Origin of the sequence: Streptomyces sp. H27-C3 (genome assembly GCF_030063415.1) — a bacterium.
In the GTDB taxonomy this organism is placed as follows: Bacteria; Actinomycetota; Actinomycetes; order Streptomycetales; family Streptomycetaceae; genus Streptomyces.
The window spans coordinates 177,501-202,940 of sequence record NZ_JASITA010000002.1; the positions used below are offsets into that span (position 1 = coordinate 177,501).

Genomic DNA, 25,440 nt, shown 5'->3' on the forward strand with positions numbered 1-25,440 from the left:
ACCCGAACGACACTGCCCCGCACCCGGGACGAACCCGGTTGCGGGGCAGTGTCGTTCGGAAGGCCGGTCCGGGGATCAGCCCGTGTTGCGCAGCCCCGCCGCCACACCGTTGACGGTGAGCAGCAGTGCCCGTGCGAGCGCCGGGTCGGGCTCCTCGCCGCGTTCGGCTGCCGCGCGCTGGCGGCCGAGCAGCGAGACCTGGAGGTAGGAGATCGGGTCCAGGTAGGCGTCACGTACGGAGAAGGTCTGCTTGAGCACCGGGTTGGTGTCGAGCAGTTCCTGCCCGCCGGTGATCCGCAGGACCTCGGCCACCGTCAGCTCGTGCTCGGCGCGGATCATCTCGAAGACGTGCTTGAGGTCTTCGGGGACGAGCGTGTCGACGTAGTGCTGGGCGATGCGCAGATCCGTCTTGGCCAGCGTCATCTCGACGTTGGACAGGAAGTTGCGGAAGAAGTGCCACTGCTCGTGCATTTCGTCCAGGACGGTGTCGAGCCCGGCTTCGCGCAGTGCCTTGAGGCCGGAGCCGACGCCGTACCAGCCGGGCACGATCTGCCGTGACTGGGTCCAGCCGAAGACCCACGGGATGGCCCGCAGTCCGTCGAGTCCGGCGCCGCTGTCCGGGCGGCGCGAGGGGCGCGAGCCCAGGTGCAGGTCGGCGAGCTGGTCGACGGGGGTGGCCGCGAAGAAGTACGCGGGCAGGTCCGGGTTCTCGACGAGCCGGCGGTACTCCGTGTGCGCGGCCTCGGAGACCGTGTCCATGGCGGCGTCCCAGCGGGCCAGCGCTTCGTCGGACTGGCGCGGCGAGGTGTGCAGCGCGGAGGCCTGGAGGGTGGCGGCGACCGTCAGCTCCAGGTTCTCCCTGGCCAGCGAAGGCACCAGGTACTTGTCGGAGATGACCTCGCCCTGCTCGGTGACCTTGATCTCGCCTTCGAGCGTTCCCCAGGGCTGGGCGAGGATCGCGTCGTGCGAGGGGCCGCCGCCGCGGCCGACGGTGCCGCCACGGCCGTGGAAGAGGCGCAGGCGTACGCCGTAGCGGTGGGCGACGTCGCGCAGTCGGCGCTGGGCGCGGTGGATCTCCCACTGGCTGGTGGTGATCCCGCCGAACTTCGATGAGTCGGAGTAGCCGAGCATGACTTCCTGCACGTCACCGCGCAGGGACACCAGGCGCCGGTACGACGGGTCGGCGAGCATCTCGTCGAGGATCACGTCGGCCGCGCGCAGCTCGTCGGTGGTCTCCAGGAGCGGCACGATGCCGATCTTGGCCCAGCCGGCGTGCAGGTCGATGAGGCCGGCTTCCCTGGCCAGTACGGCTGCCGCGAAGACGTCGTCGGCGCCCTGGCACATCGAGATGATGTAGGACTCGATGACCTCGGGGCCGAACTTGGCGAGGGCTTCCTTGATGGTGGAGAAGACCCCGAGGGTCTTCGCGCCGTCGGCGTCGAGCGGGGCCGGGGTGGGGCCGAGCGGCCTGCGGGACCTGAGCTCCTTGGCGAGGAGCTTCTGCCGGTAGTCGCGGGGCATGTCGGCGTACCGCCAGGACTCCTCGCCGAGGCGGTCGAAGAGCTGCCCGAGTGCGTGGTGGTGGGCGTCCGCGTGCTCGCGTACGTCCATGGTGGCGAGCTGCAGCCCGAACGCGGCGAGCGTGCGGATCGTACGGTCCATGCGCCCGTCGGCGAAGAGGCCGCCGCGGTGGGCGCGCAGCGAGGTCTGGATGAGGACCAGGTCGGCGAGGAGTTCACCGGTGCCGAGGTAGTCGCAGCCGGGGCGGTGCGCGGTCCCGTTCGCGAGGCGCTCGCGGGTGTTGACGAGCTTCTGCCGGATACAGGTGGCCTTGAGCCGGTAGGGCTCTTCGACGTTGAGGCGCTTGTAGCGGGGGCTGATCTCGGGCAGCCGCTCCAGGTCGGCCTGGAGCGAGGTGAGGAGCTCCTCGGTGGCGCCGGTGTAGCGGATCGAGTTCGAGAGGAGACCGCGCAGGAAGTCGATGAGCTCCAGTGCGTCGGTGATGCCGTGCTCGTGCTGGAGGATCAGCACTTCCCAGGTGACGGCGGGTGTCACATTGGGGTTGCCGTCGCGGTCGCCGCCGATCCAGGTGCCGAAGGTCAGCGGCCGGGTCCCGGCGGGCAGCTCGACGCCGACCCGGTCCAGCTCGGACGCGAGGTCCTCCAGTACGTCTCCGACGGCGCCGGCGTGCAGCTCGTCGAGGTAGTAGATGGCGTTGCGGGCCTCGTCGGCGGGCTCGGGGCGCACGACGCGCAGCTCGTCGGTCTGCCAGATGAGGTCGATGTTCTCGGCGAGCCGCAGGTCGTGGCGGCGCCGGTCGGCCTCGATGACGGGGGTTTCGAGCAGGGCCGCGATGCGGCGCAGCTTGGTGAGCACGGACCGGCGGGCGGCCTCGGTCGGATGCGCCGTGAAGACGGGCCTGACGTTGAGGTTCTTGACGGCGGTGGCCAGGTGCTCGGGGTCGGCGTCCTTGAGCCGGTCCGCGGTGCGGGCGAGGAGCCCGCCCTCGGCGGCGCGCTTGACGCGCATCTCGCGGCCGCGGTGCACCTGCTCGGTGACGTTGGCGAGGTGGAAGTAGGTGGAGAAGGCACGCACCAGGCGGCCCGCGGTCTCCAGGTCCGTGTCGCCGAGCAGCTCGGCGGCGGCCTCGCCGTCGGTGCGGGTCAGGGCGCGGACCCGCTCCACCAGCTCAAGAAGCTCGGGGCCCTCCTGGCGGACGAGCGTCTCGCCCAGGAGATCGCCCAGACGGCGGATGTCGGCACGCAGCTCCGGGCTGGTGTGTGAGTTCTGGTCGGCACTGCTCACAGGTGCGGCTCCTTGCAGTGTTTGAGCACGACTGGAGGTTTGTGGACCACGCTGTCCGACGAAACCAAGGATAGGTGTCGAGGGCAAACCGGTTGTCCGCGGCTCTTGCCGCCCGGCGAAGCGCTGCCATACTTACGATGCCGTAGGTTACGCAACCGTAGCCTTTCAACGGTTCCGCTCTCCCCATCCTCGTCCCTCACCCCCAGGGGATCCCATGCCGACAAGCCCCGACGTGCTCGATGACGCCTCGAAGTCGAGAGCCGACGCATCCATCCCCTCCGCCACTCGCGGTGGCGAGTCCAAGCGCAGCATCGAACAGCTGGCGCTGGTCCTGTTCATCACCGTCCCCTTCCTCGCCCTTCTCGCGGCCGTGCCGCTGGTGTGGGGATGGGGAGTGAGCTGGCTCGACCTCGGGCTGCTGGTCTTCATGTACTACCTCGGGTGCCACGGCATCACGATCGGCTTCCACCGCTACTTCACGCACGGCTCCTTCAAGGCGAAGCGCCCGCTGCGCATCGCGCTGGCGGTCATGGGCTCGATGGCCGTGGAGGGTCCGCTGGTCCGCTGGGTCGCCGACCACCGCAAGCACCACAAGTTCTCGGACGCGGAGGGCGACCCGCATTCGCCGTGGCGGTTCGGTGAGACGCTGCCTGCCCTGATGAGGGGCCTGTGGTGGGCGCACATCGGCTGGATGTTCGACGAGGAGCAGACGCCACAGCAGAAGTACGCGCCGGACCTGATCCGCGACCCGGCGATCCGCCGCATCTCGCGCGACTTCCTGTACTGGACGGTGCTGTCGCTCGCCATCCCGCCGCTGGTCGGCGGTCTGGTCACGATGTCGTGGTGGGGCGCGTTCACGGCGTTCTTCTGGGGTTCGCTGGTACGGGTGGCGCTGCTGCACCATGTGACGTGGTCGATCAACTCGATCTGTCACGCGGTGGGCAAGCAGCCGTTCAAGTCCCGGGACCGTTCGGGCAATGTGTGGTGGCTCGCGGTGCTGTCCTGCGGCGAGTCCTGGCACAACCTGCACCACGCCGAACCGACGTCGGCGCGGCACGGTGTATTGAGGGGTCAGGTCGACTCGAGCGCACGCCTGATCCGGTGGTTCGAAAAGGCCGGCTGGGCGTACGACGTCCGGTGGCCGACCAGCGACCGGATCGAGTCCCGGCGCAAGTCCAGTTCCCCGGAACGTAAACGCAGTTCCTCAGAAGCGGCATGATTGGCGACGTGGCGATCGACGGCAGCAATACGGACAGCGAGAAGATCAAGCCCCCGAGCCGGCGGGCCCGCCGCGTACGCATGACCGGCAAGGAACGCCGGGAGCAGTTGCTCGACATCGGCCGCACCCTCTTCGCCGAGAAGGGCTTCGAAGGCACGTCGGTGGAGGAGATCGCCGCGAAGGCGGGGGTCTCCAAGCCGGTGGTGTACGAGCACTTCGGCGGCAAGGAGGGCCTGTACGCCGTGGTGGTCGACCGCGAGATGCGGCGGCTGCTCGACATCGTGACGGGCGCACTGACGGCCGGTCACCCGCGTGAGCTGCTCGAGCAGGCGGCGTTCGCGCTCCTCGACTACATCGAGGAGTACACGGACGGTTTCCGCATCCTGGTGCGCGACTCGCCGGTGGCCCAGTCGACGGGCACCTTCGCCTCCCTGATCAGCGACATCGCCACCCAGGTGGAGGACATCCTGGGCCTGGAGTTCAAGGCCCGCGGCTTCGACCCGAAGCTCGCTCCGCTGTACGCGCAGGCGCTGGTCGGCAGTGTGGCGCTGACCGGCCAGTGGTGGGTGAACACCCGCAAGCCGAAGAAGGCGGAGGTGGCGGCCCATCTGGTGAATCTGGCGTGGCACGGCCTGGGCAACCTGGAGTCGAAGCCGCGTCTGATAGGCCACCGCAAGAGCTGACGGGCCGGTCGCCCGTCAGCCGCGCCGCGGCCTCCTCGCCACGGCGAAGATCCGGCGGAACGGGAACACCGTGCCGTGCGGTCCCTGGGTGCTGTCATGCCGGTCAGCCTTCCCCAAAAAGTAACTTGATGTCGAGATACTTGAAAGCAAGAGACTTGAGGTCGACAGACCCTTTACACTGATCGTCATGGAGGACGAGGTCGATCGACTGGTCGCAGCATGGCGCCGCGAGCGCCCCGACCTCGACGTGGAACCACTCGAGGTGCTCAGCCGTGTCAGCAGGCTGGCCAGGCACTTGGACCGGGCCCGTCGGCTCGCGTTCTCCGAGCACAGCCTGGAGCCCTGGGAGTTCGACGTGCTCACCTCGCTGCGTCGCGCGGGCGACCCGTACCAGCTCTCACCCGGTCAGCTCCTGACCCAGACTCTGGTCACCTCGGGCACCATGACCAACCGCATCGACCGGCTCGCCACCAAGGGCCTCGTGGAGCGACTGCCCGACCCGAGCGACCGGCGCGGTGTGCTGGTGCGGCTCACCCCCGAAGGCCGTGACCGCGCCGACCAGGCGCTGGCCGGGCTGCTCGCGCAGGAGCGAGCGATCCTGGGCGAGCTCTCCCGTGCGCAGCGCGGCGAACTGGCCGGGCTGCTACGCCAGCTGACCGCCCCGTTCGACAACGTCCCCGGCTAGGTCGACGGGCCCGACCCCGGCACGGCGCGCGAGCGCGACCGCGGCGAGGGTGGAGTGCACGTCCAGCTTCCCCAGCACGTTCTGCATGTGCGTGCGGACGGTGTGCGGGGAGAGGAACAGCCGCTCGGCGACCGCCTTGCGGCCGAGCCCGGCCACCATGCAGCGCAGCACCTCGCGCTCGCGCGGGGTGAGGGACTCCACCAGCCGCTCGCTCTCGGTGCGGTGCTTGCGGGCCGCGGTCAGCTCGCGCAGTACGCCGGTGAGCAGCGCGGGCGGCAGATGCGTCTCGTCGCGCAGGACACCGCGGATGACGGCCAGCAGGCGTTGCAGTGAGCAGTCCTTGGCGACCCAGCCCGACGCTCCGGCCTGGAGCGCGAGGGCGGCGCGGCGCTGGTCGTCCCTCTCCGCGAGTACGACCGTACGGACGGCGGGCTGACCCGAACGGACCCCCGCCACCAGGGAGATGCCGTCCACCAGGCCGTCCTCGCCGGGCGGTGGCAGATGCACGGGCCGGTTGACCGGCGCGGCCGACGCGCCCAGGTCGGCGTCGACGAGCATCACATCGAATCTGCGGCCTTCCGTGGCCGCCCGCTCCAGGCAGCGCAACGCTGCCGGGCCGCTGCCTGCCGCCGTGACATCCACGTCGGGCTCGGCCGTGAGGGCCGCGGCGAGCGACTCGGCGAAGATGCGGTGATCGTCCACCACCAGTACCCGAATCCGAACCACGGACACCCCCATGCTGCGTCGTCCGGAGCGACACCCCGGCCCCCCCGGTGGGGAACGGCCGTCGTGGGTACGGCGCCCGGGAATTGGGCGTCGCAGTCGTGCGGCCGCCGCCGCACACCGACTACAGATGCCCCACCCCGGGCGTCGTACCCGTCCGTCTCGCCCCCTGATCAGCACCGGCCCCCACCGGTGCTGTGCATCAGCCTACGACTGGACGCCGGGAGCGGAAGGTAATTGACAGAACTGATTGGCCAAGGTGTTTAGGGTGTGCCTCATGTTTCTTATTGAGACAGAAGTAGACAAAGATCGACGCTCTGTATCGGGCGTTCGACTGGAGGTCGCGAACACCGCGCGGTCCCCCGCGACGCGCGCCCTGCGCGGTACCCCCGCCGAGGACGAAACCCAGCTCCAGGTCTGGGCGTTGGACGAGTCCGGTGGACTGGCGGCCGGCCTGGACGGTTTCAGCTGGGGGCACTGGCTGCGCGTCGGTCTGCTCCGGGTCGCCGACGAGCACCGGGGCGCGGGGCTCGTTTCGCGGCTGCTCGCGCAGGCGGAGCGGACCGCGCACAGGGAGCGGGGGTGCCCATACGCGCGGCTGGAGACCTGGGATTTCCAGGCCCCCGCCTTTTATCCGAAGTCGGGATACGAAGTCGTCGGCCAGGTCGCCGGCTACCCGCCGGACGTCACCGAGTTGATCTGGGCCAAGCCGCTCAGCTGACCCGGTGCGCCCCCCGCGAGGGAATCGCCGGGAAGACCCGGGGCTCCGTGTACCCGGCCGCGGCGAAGGCCGCGAGCACCGACTTGGTGACCGTGTCCGCCAGGTCCGACTCGGTCAGCACGACGGCCGAGCCGCCGAAGCCGCCGCCCGTCATCCGCGCGCCCAGCGCGCCCGCCGCGTTGGCGGACTCGACGACCAGGTCGAGTTCGGCGCAGGAGACCCGCAGGTCGTCGCGGAGCGAGGTGTGGCCCTCGGTGAGCAGCGGGCCCACCGCGCGCGGGTCGGACGCGTCCAGGAGCGCGATGACCTGCTCCACCCGCTGGTTGTCGGTGACCACATGGCGGACGTAGCGCACGACCTTCTCGTCAGCCGCGGTGGCCAGCGTCTCCAGCGCGTCCGGCAGTGCGTCGTACGCGACATCGCGCAGCGCGCTGACGCCCAGGGCGCGGGCGCCCTCCTCGCAGCCCGCGCGGCGCTCCGCGTACGCGCCGTCGCCCAGGGCGTGCTTGACGCGGGTGTCGACGACGAGGAGTCGCAGGCCGTGCGCGGCCAGGTCAAAGGGGACCTGGCGCCGGCCGAGGTCGCGGGTGTCCAGGTGCAGGGCGTGGCCTTCGGTGCAGCAGGCGGCGGCCGTCTGGTCCATGATCCCGCAGGGCACGCCGACGAAGGCATTCTCGGCGCGCTGGGCGAGGACGGCCAACTGGGGTGCGGTCAACCTGAGTTCGTACAGATCGTTGAGGGCGAGGGCGGTGACGACCTCCAGCGCCGCAGACGAGGACAGGCCCGCGCCGGTGGGGACGGTGGACGTGAGGTGAATGTCGGCGCCGGAGACCGGGTGGCCCGCCTCGCGCAGTGCCCAGACGACGCCCGCCGGGTACGCGGCCCAGCTGGTGTTGGTCAGCGGAGCCAGCTCGTCGACGTCCAACTGGACAACGCCGCCGTCGATGTCGGCCGAGTGCAGGCGCAGTACGCCGTCGTCGCGCCGCGAGACCGCGGCGAGCGCGGTGTGCGGCAGGGCCAGCGGCAGCACGAAGCCGTCGTTGAAGTCGGTGTACTCGCCGATGAGGTTGACCCGCCCCGGCGCGGCCCACACGCCGTCGGGCCGGGCGCCGTACAGCGCGGCGAAGGCCTCGGCGACGTGCGCGGCGCCGGCCCCGGCCGTGTCCGTATTGGCCGTCTCGGTACTGGAGGTGCGGTCACTCATGTCCACCGGTCTCTTCCCGCTGGTCCCGCTGGGCGAACGCCCAGGCGTCCGCGACGATGCCCGCGAGATCGGCGCGCGACGGGCTCCAGCCGAGCCTTTCGTGCGCGGCGTCGGCGGAGGCGACCAGGATCGCCGGGTCGCCGGCCCGGCGCGGGGACGGCGTCTCGGGGATCGGGTGGCCGGTGACCTTGCGTACGGTCTCCACGACCTCCCGGACCGAGAAGCCATTGCCGTTGCCGAGGTTGCAGATCAGGTGCTCCCCCGCCTCGGTGGCGCCCAGCGCCAACAGGTGCGCCTCGGCCAGGTCCGCGACATGGATGTAGTCGCGGACGCAGGTGCCGTCGGGCGTCGGGTAGTCGTCGCCGTACACCGCGATCGACTCCCGGCGGCCCTGGGCTACCTGGAGGACCAGCGGGATGAGGTGCGACTCGGGGGCGTGCCGCTCGCCGTAGGTCCCGTAGGCGCCCGCGACGTTGAAGTAGCGCAGCGAGACCGCGGCCAGGCCGTGGGCGTGGCACTCGCCGCTGATCATATGGTCGACGGCGAGCTTGGTCGCTCCGTACGGGTTGGTCGGCGCGGTCGGCGCGCTCTCCGTGATGGGCGTGGACACCGGTTCGCCGTAGGTCGCGGCGGTGGAGGAGAAGACCAGCCTGCGCACGCCGGCCGCGCGCATCGCGGCGAGCAGCGCCATGGTGCCGCCGACGTTGTTCGTCCAGTACTTCTCGGGGTCCACGACGGACTCGCCGACCTGGGAGAACGCGGCGAAGTGCAGGACTCCGTCGTAACTGGCGTCGAGCCGGCGCGCGGCGTCCTGGATGCGCCCCTCGATGAAGGTGGCGCCCGCCGGGACTCCTTCGCGGAAGCCGGTGGAGAGGTCGTCGAGGACGGTCACCTCGTGGCCCGCCTCCAGGAGATGCGCCGTGACCACACTGCCGACGTACCCCGCACCGCCGGTGACCAAGAACTTCTGACTCACTTGCTCGCTACCTCTCGCAGTCGCTCAGCCGCGGTCTCCGGCGGCACATCGTTGATGAACACATTCATGCCGGATTCGGAACCCGCGAGAAACTTCAGCTTGCCCGCAGTACGTCGAATGGTGAAAAGCTCGAGGTGGAGCGCGAATCCGCCGAGCCCCGCCCCCTCCAGGTCGCCCGGTTCGCCGAAGGGCGCCTGGTGCCACGCGGAGATGTACGGCGTCGGGGGCTCGTCGGGGCCGAAGATCCGGTCGAACCTGCGCAACAGTTCCAGATAGATCTGTGGGAACTCTGTGCGCGCCGCGTCGCCGAGCGCCCGCAGGTCGGGCACGCGCTGCTTGGGATAGAGGTGCACCTCGTAGGGCCAGTGCGCGGCGTACGGCACGAACGCCACCCAGTGCTCGCCCTCAAGGACCACCCGGGTGCCTTCGGACCGTTCGTGGGCGAGGACGTCGTCGAAGAGGTTGCGGCCGGTCTTCGCCAGGTGGGCGCGGGCCGAGCGCAGCATCAGCTCGGTGCGCGGGGTGACGAAGGGGTAGCCGTAGATCTGGCCGTGCGGGTGGCCGAGGGTGACGCCGATCTCGACGCCCCGGTTCTCAAACAGGAACACCTGCTTGACCTGTGGGAGCTCGGCCAGCTCAGCGGTCCGGTCCGCCCAGGCCTCCAGGACGAGCGCCGCCTGGTCCTCGGTGAGGTCGGCGAAGGACGCGTCGTGGTCGGACGTGAAGCAGACGACCTCGCAGCGGCCCGCGTCGCCCGCCAGGGAGGGGAAGCGGTTCTCGAAGACGGCCACGTCGTAGTCGGCGGCCGGGATCTCGCTGCGCCGACCGCTCCGGGACGGGCAGAGCGGGCATTCGTCGGCCGGCGGGTGGTAGATGCGGGCCTGCCGGTGCGAGGCGATGGCGACCGCGTCGCCGAGCAGCGGATCGTGGCGGATCTGCGCGGTGGTGGCGACGGTATCGAGGGGCCTCAGGTCCGGCGCGTCGCGCACGGTGTCGTCGCGGGAGTCGTAATAGAGCAGCTCACGACCGTCGGCGAGCCGGGTCGACGTCTTCTTCACGCGCTGGGCTCCTCATGGCACTTATTCAACAGAACCGAACACAACAAACCATGAGCCAACAGTTCAGTCAAGGGAGGGCATCGGAAGGCGGTCCGGGGCTGCAGCGAGACACCCCCCGGTCGCTGGGGACCGATGAGTGGGCCTTCCGATCATAATCCAACAAAGAACACCACCAGAAGTATTCAGTTCCGGTACCGGGAGGCGTAGGTTCCGTCTGGATCATTTCGCTCGACGAATCAAGTGCCCCCCATGCGCTACCTGGCCGAAGGGCTTCGGCTCCCCACCAAACAGCCCGCCAATGATGCGCCGGATGTCGAAGAGGCGTGCCGCGGTGGCGGACTTGCTCATGCGGCTTCGCGTCCAAGGCGGAGGAGGGAGGCGACGCGGAGCGTCGTCGACCGACGACAACGCCGGAGGCGGAGTCGCAGGGCGTCGGGAGCCCGCGCGCCATCGCCCCCGAGGTCGTGAGGGGCTGTGTCCGCGTCCCGGCCGGGACGCGGACACAGCCTCACCGGAGCGCCCTCCGGGGCCGGACCGTCACTCCTGATCCGGCCCCGCCGTCATGTCCCGATTCATGTCCCGCGTCAGATCCTGCGCCACGGCCTGCGTCACCTCGCGCGGCGGATCCCCCACCGGGCCGGACCCGGCGCCCACCACGGCCCGGTCGAGCAGCCCGGTCCGCGCGGCGAGCGCCGCCGCCTCCAGCCGCGACCCCACTCCCAGCTTCATCAGCACCCGCTGCACGTGCGTACGGGCGGTGCTCGGCGCTATGCCCATGCCGGCCGCGATCAGCCGGGTGTCCTCGCCGTCCGCGACCCGCAGCAGGACCTCGACCTCACGCGGGGTGAGCAGCTGCAGCAGCCGCTGGCCCTCGTCGTCCGGCTGCGCGGCCGGGTTGAGCAGCTCGGCGAACGCCCCCCGCAACAGCTGAGGCGCCACCGCCGCCTCGCCCGCCCTGGCCTTCACGATGGCGCGCTCCACACCCTCGATGCGCTCGTCGTGGCGTACGTAACCGGCTGCTCCGGCGGCGAAGGCCGCGGCGATCCCCCGCGGGTTCGGCACCGGGCCGAGCACCACGACCGCCACCTGTGGGCGCTCACGTCTGATCCTTGCAATCGGGTCGAAGACCCCTGGTCCGGCAGGTGACGCCGTGCCGAACAGGCATACTTCGGGCGCTCTGCTGACGACCAGTTCCGCCGCACCCGCGGTCGGGGCGGCCGCCGCGAGCACCCGGTGCCCACGCAGCTTCAGCGCCGAGGCGAGCGCCTCGGCGAGCAATCGGTGGTCATCGACCACCATGAGCCGCACGCCCATCGAGCAACCCCCCATCCCCCTGGAGTTGGCCCCCCGGCCCCCCGGCCCTCCTGACCCGGCAAGCTACACGCTTGTTCGTCGATGCGCGCCCCTTACCCGGGAGAAGCCCCTCGGATTGTCGAATTCCACGCCATTCAGGACTACTTGCCGGTCAAACGTGGCATGAAGCGGCCCCGGCGGTGAATGCGTACCACTGCCGGGGCCGTTGGGGGAGCGCACTCCCGCTACCTCACTTGGTGCCGAAGCCGATCGCCAGGAACCTCTCGTCGCCGGGGCGCGGCTCGCTCATCAGGACCGTCGCCAGGAAGAGCCTGCCGCCCGCGTAGCGGTACTCGGCGGAGTCCGGCGAGAACGCGGACTCGACCTTGATGACCGAGTCATTGGCCGGGTTCTCCATCAGCACGGTCTGCTTCATGGAGCCGCCGTTGATGCTCACGACCTGACCGCCCTTGCTGAACGGCGCCGACTTGTACGCGATCAGATTGCCACCGTCCATGCGGATCGGGTCGATCGTGTAGCGCTCGCCCGCGTCGATCCGGTCAGCGGTGATCTTGCCCGTGGCGAGGTCGAACGAGACGATCTCGTTCGTACGGGAGCCGTCGTCGCCGGCGCCCGGGTGCTGCTCGCTCGGCACATAGATCCTTCCGTTGCCGACGGCCACCTTGGAGCAGCCCTCGGTGTCGCGGCACCGCGGCGCGTACTTCTCCGCGTCGACGGCGATCTTGGCGCGCAGCTTGCCGGTCTTCTCGTCGATCGAGAAGAAGTCGGTGACGCCACTGCCGTCGCCCGCGGTGTCACCGACGTCGGCTGCCGCGACCAGCGGCTTCGTGGAGACGATGCTGGCGTCCTCGACGCCGCTCGGCAGCTTGTACTTGGCGAGCGGGGTGCCGTCCTTCGGGTTGAGGTACTCGATGGAAAGCACCGCCGCGTCGTACGGACCGCACTGGCGCACCGTCGCGAGCGCCTCGCCGCCGGCGTAACCCACGTCGCGGCACTCCTCGACGTTCTCCACCGGCTTCCAGAGGAGCTTGCCGCCGGCCACGTCCCAGGCCGCGCCGCCACCGGTACCGCCGGCCGCGACCGTGCCGCCGCCGATCGTGACCTCGCTGAAGGTGACCTTCCGGTCGCCGTCCTTGACCGACTTCTGCCACAGCAGCTTGCCCTCGGTCAGGTCGATCAGCCCGATCTCGGTGCAGGGCGTGTACTTCTGGCCCTCCTGCGGCGGACCCGCGAAGGCGATGGCCGTCTTGTTGGTGGTGACGTGCTTGGACGCCGCGCAGACCTCGCCCGAGAGCGGGATCTTCCACAGCTCCGCGCCGGTGTCCAGGTCGTACGCCACGACCTGCTTGAGGCCGCTCTTGACGTACGCCTTGTCGGTGATCCAGGAACCGGCCATGCTCGCGACCGATTCCGTCACCTTGGGCGCGGGCAGCTTGAAGAGCACCTTGGACTTGGTGCTCGCCCCGGGCTTCTCCTTGCCCTCGCCGTCGGGGGCCGGCTTGTCGTCGGCGCCCTCGGCCTCGTCGCCGCCGCCGGTCGTGCCCGCGGAGGAGCTGGCTTCCTTCTTCGTGTCGCCATCGTCGCTCTTGGAGTTGTAGATGACGATTCCGCCGACGACCAGCGCAAGGGCGACGACCGACGCGGCGATGATCATCGCGATGGTGTTGACGTTCTTGCCGCCGCCACCGGGGCCACCCTGCGGGGGCGGGCCCTGCGGATAGCCGTGCGGCTGCTGCTGGCCGTACGGGCCCGGCTGGCCCGGGTACTGCTGACCGGGCTGGCCCGGATACTGCCCCGGCTGACCCTGCTGGCCCGGGTAGCCGTAGCCCGGCTGCTGCGCGGGCTGGCCGGGCGGCTGGCCCTGCGGCATCCGCGGCGACTGGCCGGGCTGGCCCGGGTAGCCGTAGCCGGGCTGGGCGGGCGGCGTCTGCGGGTAGCCATAACCGGGCTGCTCGGCGGGCGGCGGCGTGGGTGCGCCGAAGCCGCCGGGCGGGGGCGGGGCGCCGAAACCGCCGCCGGGTGGCGGCTCGTTGGGCGGCGGAGGTGGCTGGGGCGGCTGCGTCATGGCGGATCTACCTTCGGGGACGAAAGGGGTGCGGGGGAGATTCAGAACCGGCTCGGCGCGCTCACTTGCCGAAGACCATCATCGTCTTCTCGCCCTCCTCGTCGTCCCTGCCGGTCAGGGTCGGCGGGGTGATGAAGAGACGGCCGTCCGTGTAGGAGACGCCGCGGTTGCTGAAGCCGTTCTCGATCTCCGCGGTCGACTCCGGGGACTTCAGCACGGACTTGGGCGCACCGCCACCCGGGCCGATGCTGACGATGCCGCCGCCATGGTCGTAGGACGGCTGGACGTACGCCAGCACGTCGGAGCCCTCCATGCGGACCGGCAGCATCGTGCGGTCCTTGCCCGCCGGCGAACTCCACTTCTCCTTACCGGTGTTCAGGTTGAAGGCGATGACCTTGTTCGTCCGGTCGAAGCCGTCCGCGCCGCCCTTCTCCTCCTCCGTGGGGAGATACAGGGTGTTGGCGTCCGCGACCGTGCCGAGGCAGCCCTGCAGGTTGTCGTCGATGATCGCCCAGCCGCACTGCGGCTGGATGCTCTCCTTGGTGTCCAGCTGCGAGCGGACGCTGCCGTCAGCCTTGAGCGTGGTGACGTTCCACGCCTTCTTCTCCTCGTTGGTCAGGTAGAGCACCACCGGGTCGACCGAGTAGACGCGCTTGACCTGCCAGCCCTTGGGCACCGGAAAGGTCCACTTGCCCGCACCCGTGGCCGAGTTGACCTCGCGCACCTGCTGGGCCTTGCCGTCGGTGCCGCAGCTGTCGACCGCGATGAGCTTGCCGCCGCCCGCGAACGAGTCCGCGCCGCAGCCGTTGACCTTCAGGTCGCCGAAGGCCTTGGCGCCGTCGGCGATCCGGTAGGCGCTGGAGACACCCCAGCGGCTGGCCGTGACGGTGTCGCCGGAGATCGCCAGCTCCATGCTGGAGGAGCCGTCGAAGAGGTTCTCCTTCTTGACCTCCGTCTTCCAGCCCGCCTTGCCTGCGACCAGGTCGACGAGCCGGAGCTGATTGCACTTGGCCTTGTCGGTCTTGCCGTCCTTGACGCCGACGACGAGCTTTCCGCTCGTCGTGGCGTTCCTGGGCGCGGCGCACAGTTCGTTCTCGAACGGCACTTCCCACTTCTTCTTACCGGTGTTCACGTCGAAGGCGGTGACCGTCTTGTAGAGGGCCTGCACCACCACGTCCCCGGTGAACCACGGGCCGTACGCCGCGTGGCTGCCGCGCGGCATGTCGACCTCGTTGGTCTTCAGCCACAGCACCTTGGCCTCACCCGGCTGGCGCCCGGCGTTGAGGTCGTCGTTCGTCTCGCGGCCGGTGCCCTCGCCGTCACCCTCGTCCGCGGAGGGCTCACCGGTCGGCTTGTCGTCCTTCTTCTGGCTCTCCTGCGCGATGGGCTTCTTGTCACCGTCGCCGTCGTCACCGACTGCGAAGTAGACGCCGACGCCGATGAGGAGCACCGCCGCGAGGGCCCCGCCGATGATGGCCGCGGGCTTGCCCTTGAAGAAGCTGCCACCGCCACCGCCCGGTGCCGGGGCGCCGGGGTGCTGCTGCTGAGTCGGGTAGCCGCCGTAGGGGCCGGGCTGCTGCGGCTGGCCGTAAGGACCGGTCTGCGGCTGGCCGTACGGGCCCGGCTGCTGGGGCTGGCCGTACGGGCCGGCCTGGGGCCGGCCGCCGGGCTGGGCGGGGTAGCCGTAGCCGGGCTGCGGCGCCTGGGGCGGCGGTGCCTGCGGGTACCCGTAGCCCGGCTGCTGCTGGGGCGGCTGCCCCTGCGGCGGCGTCGGCGGGGCCTGCGGCATCTGCGGCGGCTGGGCCGGCGGCTGCGGGGCTCCCTTCTGCGGGTCCTGCGGCGCTCCGAAGCCGCCCTGCGGCGGCTGGTTGGGCGGCTGAGACATCAGCACTTACCTCTTCACACGGGTGATCCGGAGCCCGGTCGGTCTCCCCCGCGTTTCCGGTGGTGAAATCCCCCCGGAAAGGAGCGAATCGGGCTTGGATCCCGCAAATTTACGACAGTCGAGCGGGGTTTCTTTCTATCACTTGAGACCCTCCATACAGCGGGCCGGTCCTCCCCTGTTCCCAAGGGAGGACCGGCCCGTGATGTGCTCGTTATTTCTTTTGCACGCTTCCGTTACGCGTCTTCCGCAAGCTCCATCCAACGCGTCTCCAGCTCGTCGCGAGTCGTAGCAAGATCACGAAGTTCCGCGTCGAGCAGAGCGACCTTCTCGAAGTCGGTTGCGTTGTCGGCGATTTGGCCGTGGAGCTTGGTCTCCTTGTCGGAGAGCTTCTCCATCTGGCGCTCCAGCTTCTGCATTTCCTTGTTCGCGGCGCGGGCGTCCGAGGCCGCCTTCTTCCGGGCGGGGGCCGTCACCGACGAGGAGGACGCCGAGGACGAATGCGCGGAAGCCGCAGAAGGCGCATAAACCGCAGATTCGATCATCTGCCGCCTGCGCTCCAGGTATTCGTCGAGCCCGCGCGGCAGATTGCGCAGCGTGGCGTCACCCATCAACGCGTACACCTTGTCGGTCGTCCGCTCGATGAAGAACCGGTCGTGGGAGATCACGACGAGCGAGCCCGGCCAGGTGTCGAGCACGTCCTCCAGCTGCGTCAGCGTCTCGATGTCGAGGTCGTTCGTCGGCTCGTCGAGGAACAGTACGTTCGGCTCGTCCATCAGCAGCCGCAGGATCTGCAGCCTGCGGCGCTCACCGCCCGACAGGTCGCGGACGGGCGTCCACTGCTTCTCCTTGGTGAAGCCGAACTGCTCGCACAACTGGCCCGCCGTCATCTCGCGACCCTTGCCCAGGTCCACCCGGTCGCGCACCTGCTGGACGGCTTCCAGCACCCGCAGCGTGGGGTTGAGCTCGCTGACCTCCTGGGAGAGGTAAGCGAGCTTCACGGTCTTGCCCACGACGACCTTGCCGGCGGCGGGCTGGATGTCGCCCAGCGTGCGGGCCGCCTCGGTGAGCGCCCGCAGCAGGGAGGTCTTGCCCGAGCCGTTGACACCGACCAGGCCGACGCGGTCGCCCGGGCCGAGCTGCCAGGTGAGGTGCTTGAGCAGGGTCTTCGGACCCGCCTGGACCGTGACGTCCTCCAGGTCGAAGACGGTCTTGCCGAGCCGCGAGTTGGCGAACTTCATCAGCGCCGAGGTGTCGCGGGGCGGCGGCACGTCGGCGATCAGCTCATTGGCCGCCTCGACGCGGAAGCGCGGCTTCGACGTACGGGCGGGGGCGCCGCGGCGCAGCCAGGCCAGCTCCTTGCGGACCAGGTTCTGGCGCTTGGTCTCCTCGGTCGCGGCGATACGCTCACGCTCGGCGCGCGCGAAGACGTAGTCGGAGTAGCCGCCCTCGTACTCGTGGACGGAGCCGCCCTGCACGTCCCACATGCGGGTGCAGACCTGGTCCAGGAACCAGCGGTCGTGAGTGACGCAGACGAGCGCGGAGCGGCGCGCCCGCAGGTGCTGCGCCAGCCAGGCGATGCCTTCGACGTCGAGATGGTTCGTCGGCTCGTCGAGTACCAGCAGGTCGGGCTCGCCGACGAGCAGCTTGGCCAGCGCGATGCGGCGGCGCTCGCCACCGGAGAGCGGGCCGATCACGGTGTCCAGGCCCTGCCCGAAGCCGGGTAGGTCGAGGCCGCCGAAGAGTCCGGTCAGTACGTCGCGGATCTTGGCGTTGCCCGCCCACTCGTGGTCGGCGAGATCGCCGATGATCTCGTGGCGGACGGTCGCCGCGGGGTCGAGCGAGTCGTGCTGGGTCAGCACACCGAGGACGAGTCCGCCGATGTGGGTGATGCGGCCGGAGTCGGCCTCTTCCAGCTTGGCGAGCATGCGGATGAGAGTGGTCTTGCCGTCGCCGTTGCGGCCCACGACGCCGATCCGGTCCCCTTCGGACACGCCGAGGGACACGCCGTCGAGCAAGGCACGGGTGCCGTACACCTTGCTGACTGCCTCGACATTGACCAGGTTGACGGCCATTGATGCGCGCTCCAGGAACGGGAATGGGATCGACGCTCCAGCGTAGTCGCCGAAGGACGGTCCCTGAGCCGCGGCCTCCGCGGGGCCGCGCAGCCGGGCCAGGGCCCCTCCTCGCCATGGCGGCCGGCTGACCTTCCCGCGCCTCATGTGGCAGAGCTCAGCTCCCGAGGACCGTCGCGCCCGCCGCCGGCGCCCCCGCCACCCTCGCCGTGCGGCACGTGCCCGACTCGCGCAGGGCCGTCGCCACCGTCTCCGCCGCTTCCGCGTCCTTCGTCAGGAACGCCGTCGTCGGGCCTGACCCCGACACCAGCCCGGCCAGCGCCCCCGCCGCCGTGCCCGCGGCCAGGGTTTCGGCCAGCGAGGGGCGCAGGGAGAGCGCCGCCGGCTGGAGGTCGTTCGTCACGGCGCCGGCCAGCGCCGTCGCGTCGCCCGTGCGCAGGGCGTTGAGGAGGGCGGGCGAAGCGACCGGGTCGGGGACGGCCGTGCCCTCCGTCAGGCGGTCGAACTCGGCGTACACCGCCGGGGTCGAAAGGCCGCCGTCCGCGACCGCGAACACCCAGTGGAAGTCGCCGCCGACATCGAGCGCGGTGAGGTACTCGCCCCGGCCGGTGCCCAGCGCCGCCCCGCCCACCAGGCTGAACGGCACGTCACTGCCCAACTCCGCGCAGAGCGCGAGGAGTTCGGTGCGGGACGCGCCCGTGCCCCAGAGCGCGTCGCAGGCCAGCAGCGCCGCGGCCCCGTCCGCGCTGCCGCCCGCCATGCCGCCCGCGACGGGGATGTCCTTGGCGATGTGGATGTGGACATCGGGCGCGACGCCGTAACGCGCGCCCAGCGCGAGCGCGGCCCGCGCCGCCAGGTTCGTGGCGTCCAGGGGGACCTGCGCCGCGTCGGGGCCCGAGCAGGTGATCCGCAGCGAGTCGGACGGCGTGACGGTGACCTCGTCGTAGAGACCGACCGCCAGGAAGACGTTGGCCAGGTCGTGGAAGCCGTCGGGCCGCGCGCCGCCCACCGCCAGCTGGACGTTGACCTTCGCGGGCACCCGGACAGTGACCGGCCCGCTCACGCCTCCACCGCCCATACCTGCACCGCTCATACCTGGGTCACTTGCGCCTCCACCGCTCACGCCTCCACCCATCACGCCCCCGCCACTCACGCCTTCGCCTCCGCGATACGGGCGAACTCCTCCACCGTCAGCGCCTCGCCGCGTGCCTGCGGCGAGATCCCGGCCGCGACCAGGGCCGCCTCGGCGGCGGGCGCGGACCCGGCCCATCCCGAGAGCGCCGCCCGCAGCGTCTTGCGGCGCTGCGCGAACGCCGCGTCGACGACCGCGAAGACCTCCGCCTTGGTGGCGGTGGTCCTGATCGGCTCCGCACGACGAACCAGGGAGACGAGGCCCGAGTCGACGTTCGGCGCTGGCCAGAAGACGTTACGGCCGATCGACCCGGCCCGCTTGACCTCGGCGTACCAGTTGGCCTTCACCGAGGGCACGCCGTAGACCTTGTTGCCCGGCTTGGCCGCGAGCCGGTCCGCGACCTCCGACTGGACCATGACCAGAGTTCGCTCGATGGTCGGGAATCGCTCCAGCATGGTGAGCAGGACGGGGACCGCGACGTTGTACGGAAGGTTCGCGACGAGCGCGGTGGGCGGCGGACCCGGCAGCTCGTGGACCTGCATCGCGTCGGAGTGGACGAGCGTGAAGCGGTCGGCCCGCCCCGGCATCCGCGCCTCGATGGTGGCGGGCAGCGCGCCCGCGAGCGCGTCGTCGATCTCGACGGCGACGACCCGGTCGGCCGCTTCGAGAAGGGCCAGCGTCAGCGAGCCGAGGCCCGGGCCGACCTCGACGACCACGTCGTCGGGGCGTACCCCGGCCGTCCGTACGATCCGGCGGACCGTATTGGCGTCGATGACGAAGTTCTGGCCGCGCTGCTTGGTGGGGCGCACGCCGAGCACCGCCGCCAGTTCCCGGATGTCGGCGGGACCCAGCAGCTTGTCGGAGACCGGGACGGGTCCGGGGGCGGGCGCGGAGTCAGGCAGGGGCGCAGAAGGCTCAGTGGTGCTCACCGCTCAAGCGTAAAGGGCCCCGGCCCCCGGCTCGGCCTGCGGACGCCCCCGTCCCACCCCGCACCCGGCAGCCGGCTCACCCCGCACACGGCAGCCACCGTCGCCGCAAGCTGCGGCAGCGACGATCGCCGTCCCTACAGGCGGCTGCCGCAGTGCGGCCAGGGGCTGGACCCGCGCTGCACGTACAGCTTCTTCGCCCGGAACGTCTGCTCGCTCGCGCTCGCCTCCTGCGCGCGCCCGCTGCCGCCGAGGGACTGCCAGGTCTGGGTGTCGAACTGGTAGAGGCCGCCATAGTTGCCGGTCGGGTCGACCGCGCCGGGCCTGCCGCCCGATTCGCAGTGGGCGAGCCCGCTCCAGTTGAGCCCGTCCGCCCCGGCGACGGCGGTCGGCATCGCCTTGGTGCCGACCTTCACGCGCTGGGTGACCGGCTCGCGGGCGATCTCCTCGGCGATCTTCCTGGGTTTCTGCTTGACGCCGTTGACGGTGCGCAGGGCGTACGTGACCCGGCGCGCGCCCTGCCTGCCCGCCTGTGCGACGACTTCGGTGCCCTTGAGGAGCGTGGGGTCCCGGGTCCGCTCGACAGTGAAGGGGATGGGCTCCTCGCGCACTTCCTTGGTGCCACTGATCCGCATCACGGTGATCGTCTGGCCGTCGCGCGGGAAGGTGCCGGACGGCACCGAGGTGGTGTCCTGGCCGCGCAGGCTGATGCCCGCCTCACCCAGGGCCTCGCCCACGGTCGCGGCGTTCGTGCGGATGGTGCGCTCCCGTCCGTCCGCCATGAACGTCACGGACCGCTCGGTGCGGACGTCCAGCGCGAGGCCGCTGCGCCCGATCGCTGAGGCCCGCGAGGTGGAGAGGAACGCGCCCTCCGCGCGCACCCCGAGCTGGCGCAGTGCGCCGTCGACGGTGCGGGCCGTGGTCCACAGCTGTCGGCGTTGGCCGTCCAGGGTGAGGGTCACGGGCCGGCCGTAGTGGACGACGATCTCGTCGCCGCTGGCCAGGGCCTCGCCGGGGGCCGGCGCGACGAGGTCGTGCTCCCCGACGGTGACGCCCTGGTCGGCCAGCAGTTCGTCCACGTCGTCGGCGAAGGTGTGCATGGTCCGGGGCACGCCGTCGACGCTCAGCCTGATCGCCTTGTCGTTGGCGATGAACGCGGAGGTGCCGCCGGCCAGGAAGGCGACGACCAGGGCCTGGGGGACGAGCCGCCGGAACGTGCCGGACCGCTCGCCCTCGCGCCGCCGCGCGGCCCGCCTGGCCCCTCCGCGACGGTCGGCCCCCGAAGCGGCCTCCACACCGGCCCCGCGCCCCGGCCCCGCGCCCGGATCGGCCACGGGGGCGGCGACCGAGGACTGGCGCGGCAGCTGCGGCTCGGGCGCCAAGGGAGCACCGTACAGCGGCGCGCCGTAGGACAGCGTCTCCAAGGGCCCGTACGCGTCGGGACCGTACAGGTCGGGCCCGTACGCGTCGGGACCGTGTGTATCCAGTCCCGACGCCCTGCCCGCCGCTCGTCGGCCGCTGCCGCCGCGCGCCGCGCGGTGACTGCCCTGCGAATTGCTCACGACGCTCCAGAGGTCCGGCCCGCCCAGATGACGCTGCGGGCCGGGACACTAGCGGAGCGACGGTCACTCTCCAAAGTGACGCAGCTACGCTGCGTCGCCGGATTGACCGCTGTTCGGTTCAATAATCGAATGCGCGTGCCGTATTGGCGGCGAGTGCCGTGGCCAGGACGTCCTCGTCGAGCCCCTTGACCGCCGCCATCGCCCGCACCGTGACCGGAATGAGATACGGCGCGTTAGGCCGTCCGCGGTACGGGGCGGGGGTGAGGAACGGTGCGTCGGTTTCGACGAGAACCAGTTCGAGCGGTGCGATGGCGAGCGCGTCGCGCAGCGGCTGGGCGTTCTTGAACGTCACGTTTCCGGCGAAGGACATGAAGTAGCCCTTGCGTGCGCAGATCTCGGCCATGGCCGCGTCACCGGAGTAGCAGTGGAAGACCGTGCGCTCGGGGGCGCCCTCCTCGTCGAGGACCCGCAGCACATCGGCGTGCGCGTCGCGATCGTGGATGACGAGTGCCTTGCCGTGCCGTTTGGCCATCTCGATATGGGCCCGGAAGGACAGCAGCTGGGCGGCGATTCCGTCGGGGCCGGTGCGGAAGTGGTCGAGCCCGGTCTCGCCGACGGCCTTGACGAACGGCAGGCCCGCCAGCCGGTCGATGTCGACGAGCGCCTCGTCGAGCGCCCCTACACCGCCCGCGGTGCGCGCGCCCTGCCGCGACCAGCCGTCGGGGTCGCCGTGGACGATGCGGGGGGCTTCATTGGGGTGCAGGGCCACCGCGGCGTGCACGTTCTCGTACGCCTCGGCGGTCACCGCCGCCCAGCGCGAACCCTTTACGTCGCAGCCCACCTGGACGACGGTCGTGACGCCGACCGACACGGCCTTCGCCAGTGCCTCCTCGACCGTGCCGTCCTGCATGTCCAGGTGAGTGTGCGAATCGGCGACCGCCACCCGAAGCGGCTCGGGCAACGGCGGTGGGGCGTCTTGAGGGGTCATGGTCACGATCGTACGAAAACCACGCCCCGCGCCTCACTCCACCACATCAGCGGGAGCCCTCACCTGCGGTGCTGGAAGGGGTGCAGCAGATCCGACAGGTGCCAATGATGGCGCTCGGGCTGCTCCCCGGCCGGTACCACCAGGGGCCCCGCCGGCGCCGTCGCGGGCTCGGCCCACTGGGCCGCCTGCACCGAGGACACCTGCCCCGACCGCATGATCCGCACGACATGGCCGCCGCAGTTCAGGCACAGGGGACGGGACAGGGGTGACGGCACCCGCATCCCGTCGGCCGTGTAGACCACGGACTCGTGCCCCGTACCGTCGGTGTGGTGCTTGATCTCGTACGCCTGCTCCCAGCCGTGCCCACACCTCATGCAGGCGAAGGCGTAGGCCTCGTGAACGGTGGTTCCTGCGCCGGCGGTGTCTGCGATCTCGCTCATGCCAGCTCCTTTCCACTGACCCAGTGGATGCCCATTCGGGCGGGAGCGCATCAGGTCCTGTCGATATATGGAGCGGTCTTGGCCTTTCCATGGGAAAGGGCTCGATACGCGGCCTGTACTTTGCTTTTTACGATAGTCCTTTACCGTCCGCAGAGCCCGCCCGTGCCGCATTCTTTGCCGCGACAACGGCATCGAATACCTCGCGCTTGGGCAGCCCCACTTCCGCGGCGACCGACACAATGGCCTCCTTGCGCCGCTCCCCCGCCTCCTCACGCACCTGCACCCTGCGCACCAGCTCGGCCGGGTCCAGGTCCAGCACCGCGTCGGGGGCCCCCTCGACAACGACGGTGATCTCGCCTCGCACGCCGTCGGCGGCCCACTCGGCGAGCGCCTTCAGCGGCCCGCGCTTCACTTCCTCGTAGGTCTTGGTCAGCTCGCGGCAGACCGCGGCCCGTCGCTCTTCGCCGAACACCTCGGCCATCGCCGCGAGCGTGTCGTCGAGGCGGTGCGGGGCCTCGAAGTACACCAGCGTCCTGCGCTCACCGGCGGCCTCGCGCAGCTTGCTCAGGCGCTCGCCCGCCTTGCGCGGCAGGAAGCCCTCGAAGCAGAAGCGGTCGACGGGCAGTCCGGACAGCGCGAGCGCGGTCAGTACGGCGGACGGGCCCGGCACCGCCGTGACCTTGATGTCCTTCTCGACGGCCGCGGCGACCAGCCGGTAGCCGGGGTCGGAGACCGACGGCATGCCCGCGTCGGTCACCAGGAGCACCCGCGAGCCGCCCTCCAGCGCCTCGACGAGTTCGGGCGTACGCGCGGTCTCGTTGCCCTCGAAGTACGACACGACACGCCCCGTGGTGCGCACGCCGAGCGCCTGGGTGAGGCGGCGCAGCCGACGGGTGTCCTCGGCGGCGATGACGTCGGCCCGCTCCAGTTCGGCGGCGAGCCGAGGCGGGGCGTCCGCGACGTCACCGATGGGGGTCCCTGCGAGGACAAGGGTTCCGCTGCTGGTCATTACTGCCTTCTCACCGAGGTCGACCGACGTTCTGCGTGTCCAGTCTGACGGACTCCGCCGGGCACCCGCGCCCCATCACGGCAGCGGTCTCCCGGCCACGCAGCGACCCCGGGCACAGATGTGTTCCCTACGATGGCGCGGTGACCAGTACAGCGTCAGAAGCCCAGCAGGGCCACGCCGCCGAAGAGCAGCCGCCCTCGTGGCAGCGTCGGCTGCGCCGATTCGGCTATGTACCCAGGCAGACCGTCGGCCTGGGTGACCGACTTGTGCCGCCGTACAGCAAGCCGGGCACCGAGCTGTGGAGAGGTCTCGGGGTGCCGCCGGCCGCCATGGGAGTCGTGGCGCGGCTGGTGCGGTGGTCGGTGTGGGGCGGGCCGCTGCTGGTCGCGCTCGTCGCCGGGCTGCTGCGGATCTGGCACCTCGGCAGCCCCAAGGCGGTGATATTCGACGAGACGTACTACGCGAAGGACGCCTGGGCGGTCATCAACCAGGGGTACGAGGGCCAGTGGCCCAAGGACATCGACAAGTCGATCCTCGCCGATCCTTCGCGGGTCCCCATCCCGGACGACCCCGGCTATGTGGTGCATCCGCCGGTCGGCAAGTGGGTCATCGGGATCGGCGAACAGCTCTTCGGTCTCACCCCGTTCGGCTGGCGCTTCATGGTCTGTGTGCTCGGCACGATCTCGGTGCTGATGCTCTGCCGGATCGGGCGGCGGTTGTTCCGCTCGACGTTCCTGGGGTGCCTGGCGGGCGCCCTGCTCGCCGTCGACGGCCTGCACTTCGTGATGAGCCGCACGGCGCTGCTCGACCTGGTGCTGATGTTCTTCGTGCTCGGCGCGTTCGGCTGTCTGCTGGTCGACCGGGACTGGGCGCGAAGGCGGCTGGCCGCCGCGCTGCCGCGCGACGACGAGGGAGTGCTGCGGCCGGACGCCCTGGTCGCGGCGAACCTGCGCCTGGGCTGGCGGCCGTGGCGGATCGCCGCCGGGGTGTGCCTGGGCCTCGCGTTCGGCACCAAGTGGAACGGCCTGTACATCCTGGCCGCGTTCGGGCTGCTGACGGTGATGTGGGACGTGGGCGCCCGGCGGACGGCGGGTGCGGTGCGGCCGTATCTCGCGGTGCTCAAGCGCGACATCCTGCCGGCGTTCGGCTCGACGGTCGTCGTCACCTTCGCGGTGTACATCGCCTCCTGGACGGGCTGGATCGTCTCCAAGGGCGGCTACTACCGCGACTGGGCGGCGGGCGCGGGGCGCGGCGGGAACTGGACGTGGCTGCCCGACTGGCTGCGCAGCCTGTGGCACTACGAGACCGAGGTCTACAGCTTCCACGTCAATCTGACGTCCGGTCACACCTACCAGTCGAACCCGTGGAGCTGGCTGATCCTGGGCCGCCCGGTCTCGTACTTCTACGAGTCGCCCAAGCCCGGCAAGGACGGCTGCTCGGCGGCCGAGAAGCACGAGTGCGCGCGCGAGGTGCTGGCGCTCGGGACGCCCCTGCTGTGGTGGGCGGCGTGCTTCGCGGTGCTGTATGTGCTGTGGCGCTGGGCGTTCCGCCGCGACTGGCGGGCCGGGGCGATCGCCTGCGGCATCGCGGCCGGCTGGGTGCCCTGGTTCTTCTACCAGGAGCGGACGATCTTCCTCTTCTACGCCGTCGTGTTCGTCCCGTTCCTGTGCCTGGCGGTGGCGATGATGATCGGCGCGATGCTCGGGCCACCGGGCTCGGACGAGCGCCGGCGCGCGATCGGAGCGATCGGCGCGGGTGTGCTCGTCCTGCTCATCATCTGGAACTTCATCTACTTCTGGCCCATTTACACGGGCCAGACCCTCCCGATGAGCGACTGGCGCAGCCGCATGTGGCTCGATACCTGGGTGTGAAGGACGCACGTCCCGGTCCGATAACAGTCACCCCATGTGTCGCGGCCGTCCCGTAGGGTATGCTCCAGCACTTCTTTGAACATGTTCAGTTCAAGAAGACTC

The 25,440-nt window shown here is 70.6% G+C and carries 20 protein-coding genes; 5 read left to right on the top strand and 15 right to left on the bottom strand.

Features of this window, described 5'->3' with window-relative positions; translation table 11 throughout:
• Positions 1–75: 75 nt before the first annotated feature.
• Positions 76–2,805: a phosphoenolpyruvate carboxylase gene (gene ppc / locus QMK30_RS02130; RefSeq protein WP_283515370.1), complete on the bottom strand. Its 2,730-nt coding sequence runs from the start codon at positions 2,803–2,805 to the stop codon at positions 76–78.
• Positions 2,806–3,019: 214 nt separating this feature from the next.
• Here ppc and QMK30_RS02135 point away from each other — a divergent pair, with 214 nt between their 5' ends.
• From QMK30_RS02135 to tamR, 3 genes are all read left to right on the top strand, one after another.
• A complete protein-coding gene (locus tag QMK30_RS02135; protein WP_283515371.1) occupies positions 3,020–4,024 on the top strand; it encodes an acyl-CoA desaturase in 1,005 nt (334 codons plus the stop codon).
• Positions 4,021–4,707 carry a TetR/AcrR family transcriptional regulator gene (locus tag QMK30_RS02140; RefSeq protein WP_283515372.1) on the top strand — a complete coding sequence of 229 codons (687 nt, stop codon included), beginning with the start codon at positions 4,021–4,023 and terminating at the stop codon, positions 4,705–4,707. The genes QMK30_RS02135 and QMK30_RS02140 overlap by 4 nt, the downstream gene beginning before the upstream one ends.
• A 187-nt stretch (positions 4,708–4,894) precedes the next feature.
• Positions 4,895–5,392 carry a MarR family transcriptional regulator TamR gene (gene tamR, locus QMK30_RS02145; protein WP_283515373.1) on the top strand — a complete coding sequence of 166 codons (498 nt, stop codon included), beginning with the start codon at positions 4,895–4,897 and terminating at the stop codon, positions 5,390–5,392.
• Here tamR and QMK30_RS02150 read toward each other — a convergent pair.
• Positions 5,351–6,118, bottom strand: a complete 768-nt coding sequence (locus QMK30_RS02150) for a LuxR C-terminal-related transcriptional regulator (RefSeq protein ID WP_283515374.1) — start codon at positions 6,116–6,118, stop codon at positions 5,351–5,353. The genes tamR and QMK30_RS02150 overlap by 42 nt on opposite strands.
• 274 nt (positions 6,119–6,392) lie before the next feature.
• On the opposite strand from QMK30_RS02150, the gene QMK30_RS02155 reads away from it, so the two are divergent.
• On the top strand, positions 6,393–6,836 hold the full coding sequence (locus tag QMK30_RS02155; protein ID WP_283515375.1) for a GNAT family N-acetyltransferase: 444 nt from the start codon (positions 6,393–6,395) through the stop codon (positions 6,834–6,836).
• Here QMK30_RS02155 and galK read toward each other — a convergent pair.
• The 13 genes from galK to rsmI all read right to left on the bottom strand — a co-directional run bounded on the left by galK (position 6,829) and on the right by rsmI (position 23,467).
• Positions 6,829–8,040, bottom strand: coding sequence for a galactokinase (gene galK / locus QMK30_RS02160; protein WP_283515376.1), 1,212 nt, complete (start codon positions 8,038–8,040; stop codon positions 6,829–6,831). The genes QMK30_RS02155 and galK overlap by 8 nt on opposite strands.
• Complete coding sequence (gene galE / locus QMK30_RS02165; protein ID WP_283515377.1) at positions 8,033–9,016, bottom strand: UDP-glucose 4-epimerase GalE; 984 nt, start codon at positions 9,014–9,016, stop codon at positions 8,033–8,035. Before galE ends, galK begins: the two co-directional genes overlap by 8 nt.
• Complete coding sequence (galT, locus tag QMK30_RS02170) at positions 9,013–10,074, bottom strand: galactose-1-phosphate uridylyltransferase (protein WP_283515378.1); 1,062 nt, start codon at positions 10,072–10,074, stop codon at positions 9,013–9,015. Before galT ends, galE begins: the two co-directional genes overlap by 4 nt.
• Positions 10,075–10,611: 537 nt before the next feature.
• Positions 10,612–11,388 (bottom strand): helix-turn-helix transcriptional regulator, encoded by a 777-nt coding sequence (locus QMK30_RS02175; RefSeq protein ID WP_283515379.1) that lies wholly within the window; start codon positions 11,386–11,388, stop codon positions 10,612–10,614.
• Between the two features lie 229 nt (positions 11,389–11,617).
• Positions 11,618–13,453, bottom strand: a complete 1,836-nt coding sequence (locus tag QMK30_RS02180) for an outer membrane protein assembly factor BamB family protein (protein ID WP_283515380.1) — start codon at positions 13,451–13,453, stop codon at positions 11,618–11,620.
• Positions 13,454–13,514: 61 nt separating this feature from the next.
• On the bottom strand, positions 13,515–15,338 hold the full coding sequence (locus tag QMK30_RS02185; protein ID WP_283515381.1) for an outer membrane protein assembly factor BamB family protein: 1,824 nt from the start codon (positions 15,336–15,338) through the stop codon (positions 13,515–13,517).
• 233 nt (positions 15,339–15,571) lie between these two features.
• Positions 15,572–17,410, bottom strand: coding sequence for an ABC-F family ATP-binding cassette domain-containing protein (locus QMK30_RS02190; protein WP_283515382.1), 1,839 nt, complete (start codon positions 17,408–17,410; stop codon positions 15,572–15,574).
• A 157-nt stretch (positions 17,411–17,567) separates the two neighbouring features.
• Positions 17,568–18,503, bottom strand: coding sequence for a 4-(cytidine 5'-diphospho)-2-C-methyl-D-erythritol kinase (locus tag QMK30_RS02195; protein WP_283515383.1), 936 nt, complete (start codon positions 18,501–18,503; stop codon positions 17,568–17,570).
• 56 nt (positions 18,504–18,559) lie between these two features.
• Complete coding sequence (gene rsmA, locus QMK30_RS02200) at positions 18,560–19,444, bottom strand: 16S rRNA (adenine(1518)-N(6)/adenine(1519)-N(6))-dimethyltransferase RsmA (protein ID WP_502963052.1); 885 nt, start codon at positions 19,442–19,444, stop codon at positions 18,560–18,562.
• A 161-nt stretch (positions 19,445–19,605) separates the two neighbouring features.
• Positions 19,606–20,883 (bottom strand): resuscitation-promoting factor, encoded by a 1,278-nt coding sequence (locus tag QMK30_RS02205; protein ID WP_502963053.1) that lies wholly within the window; start codon positions 20,881–20,883, stop codon positions 19,606–19,608.
• A 265-nt stretch (positions 20,884–21,148) separates the two neighbouring features.
• The gene (locus QMK30_RS02210; RefSeq protein ID WP_283515384.1) at positions 21,149–22,018 is read right to left on the bottom strand and encodes a TatD family hydrolase; all 870 of its coding nucleotides are present in this window, start codon (positions 22,016–22,018) and stop codon (positions 21,149–21,151) included.
• Between the two features lie 59 nt (positions 22,019–22,077).
• A complete protein-coding gene (locus tag QMK30_RS02215; protein WP_283515385.1) occupies positions 22,078–22,458 on the bottom strand; it encodes a hypothetical protein in 381 nt (126 codons plus the stop codon).
• A gap of 127 nt (positions 22,459–22,585) precedes the next feature.
• Positions 22,586–23,467, bottom strand: a complete 882-nt coding sequence (gene rsmI / locus QMK30_RS02220) for a 16S rRNA (cytidine(1402)-2'-O)-methyltransferase (RefSeq protein WP_283515386.1) — start codon at positions 23,465–23,467, stop codon at positions 22,586–22,588.
• A gap of 140 nt (positions 23,468–23,607) precedes the next feature.
• Here rsmI and QMK30_RS02225 point away from each other — a divergent pair, with 140 nt between their 5' ends.
• Positions 23,608–25,338: a dolichyl-phosphate-mannose--protein mannosyltransferase gene (locus tag QMK30_RS02225; protein ID WP_283515387.1), complete on the top strand. Its 1,731-nt coding sequence runs from the start codon at positions 23,608–23,610 to the stop codon at positions 25,336–25,338.
• The last annotated feature ends 102 nt before the right edge of the window (positions 25,339–25,440 follow it).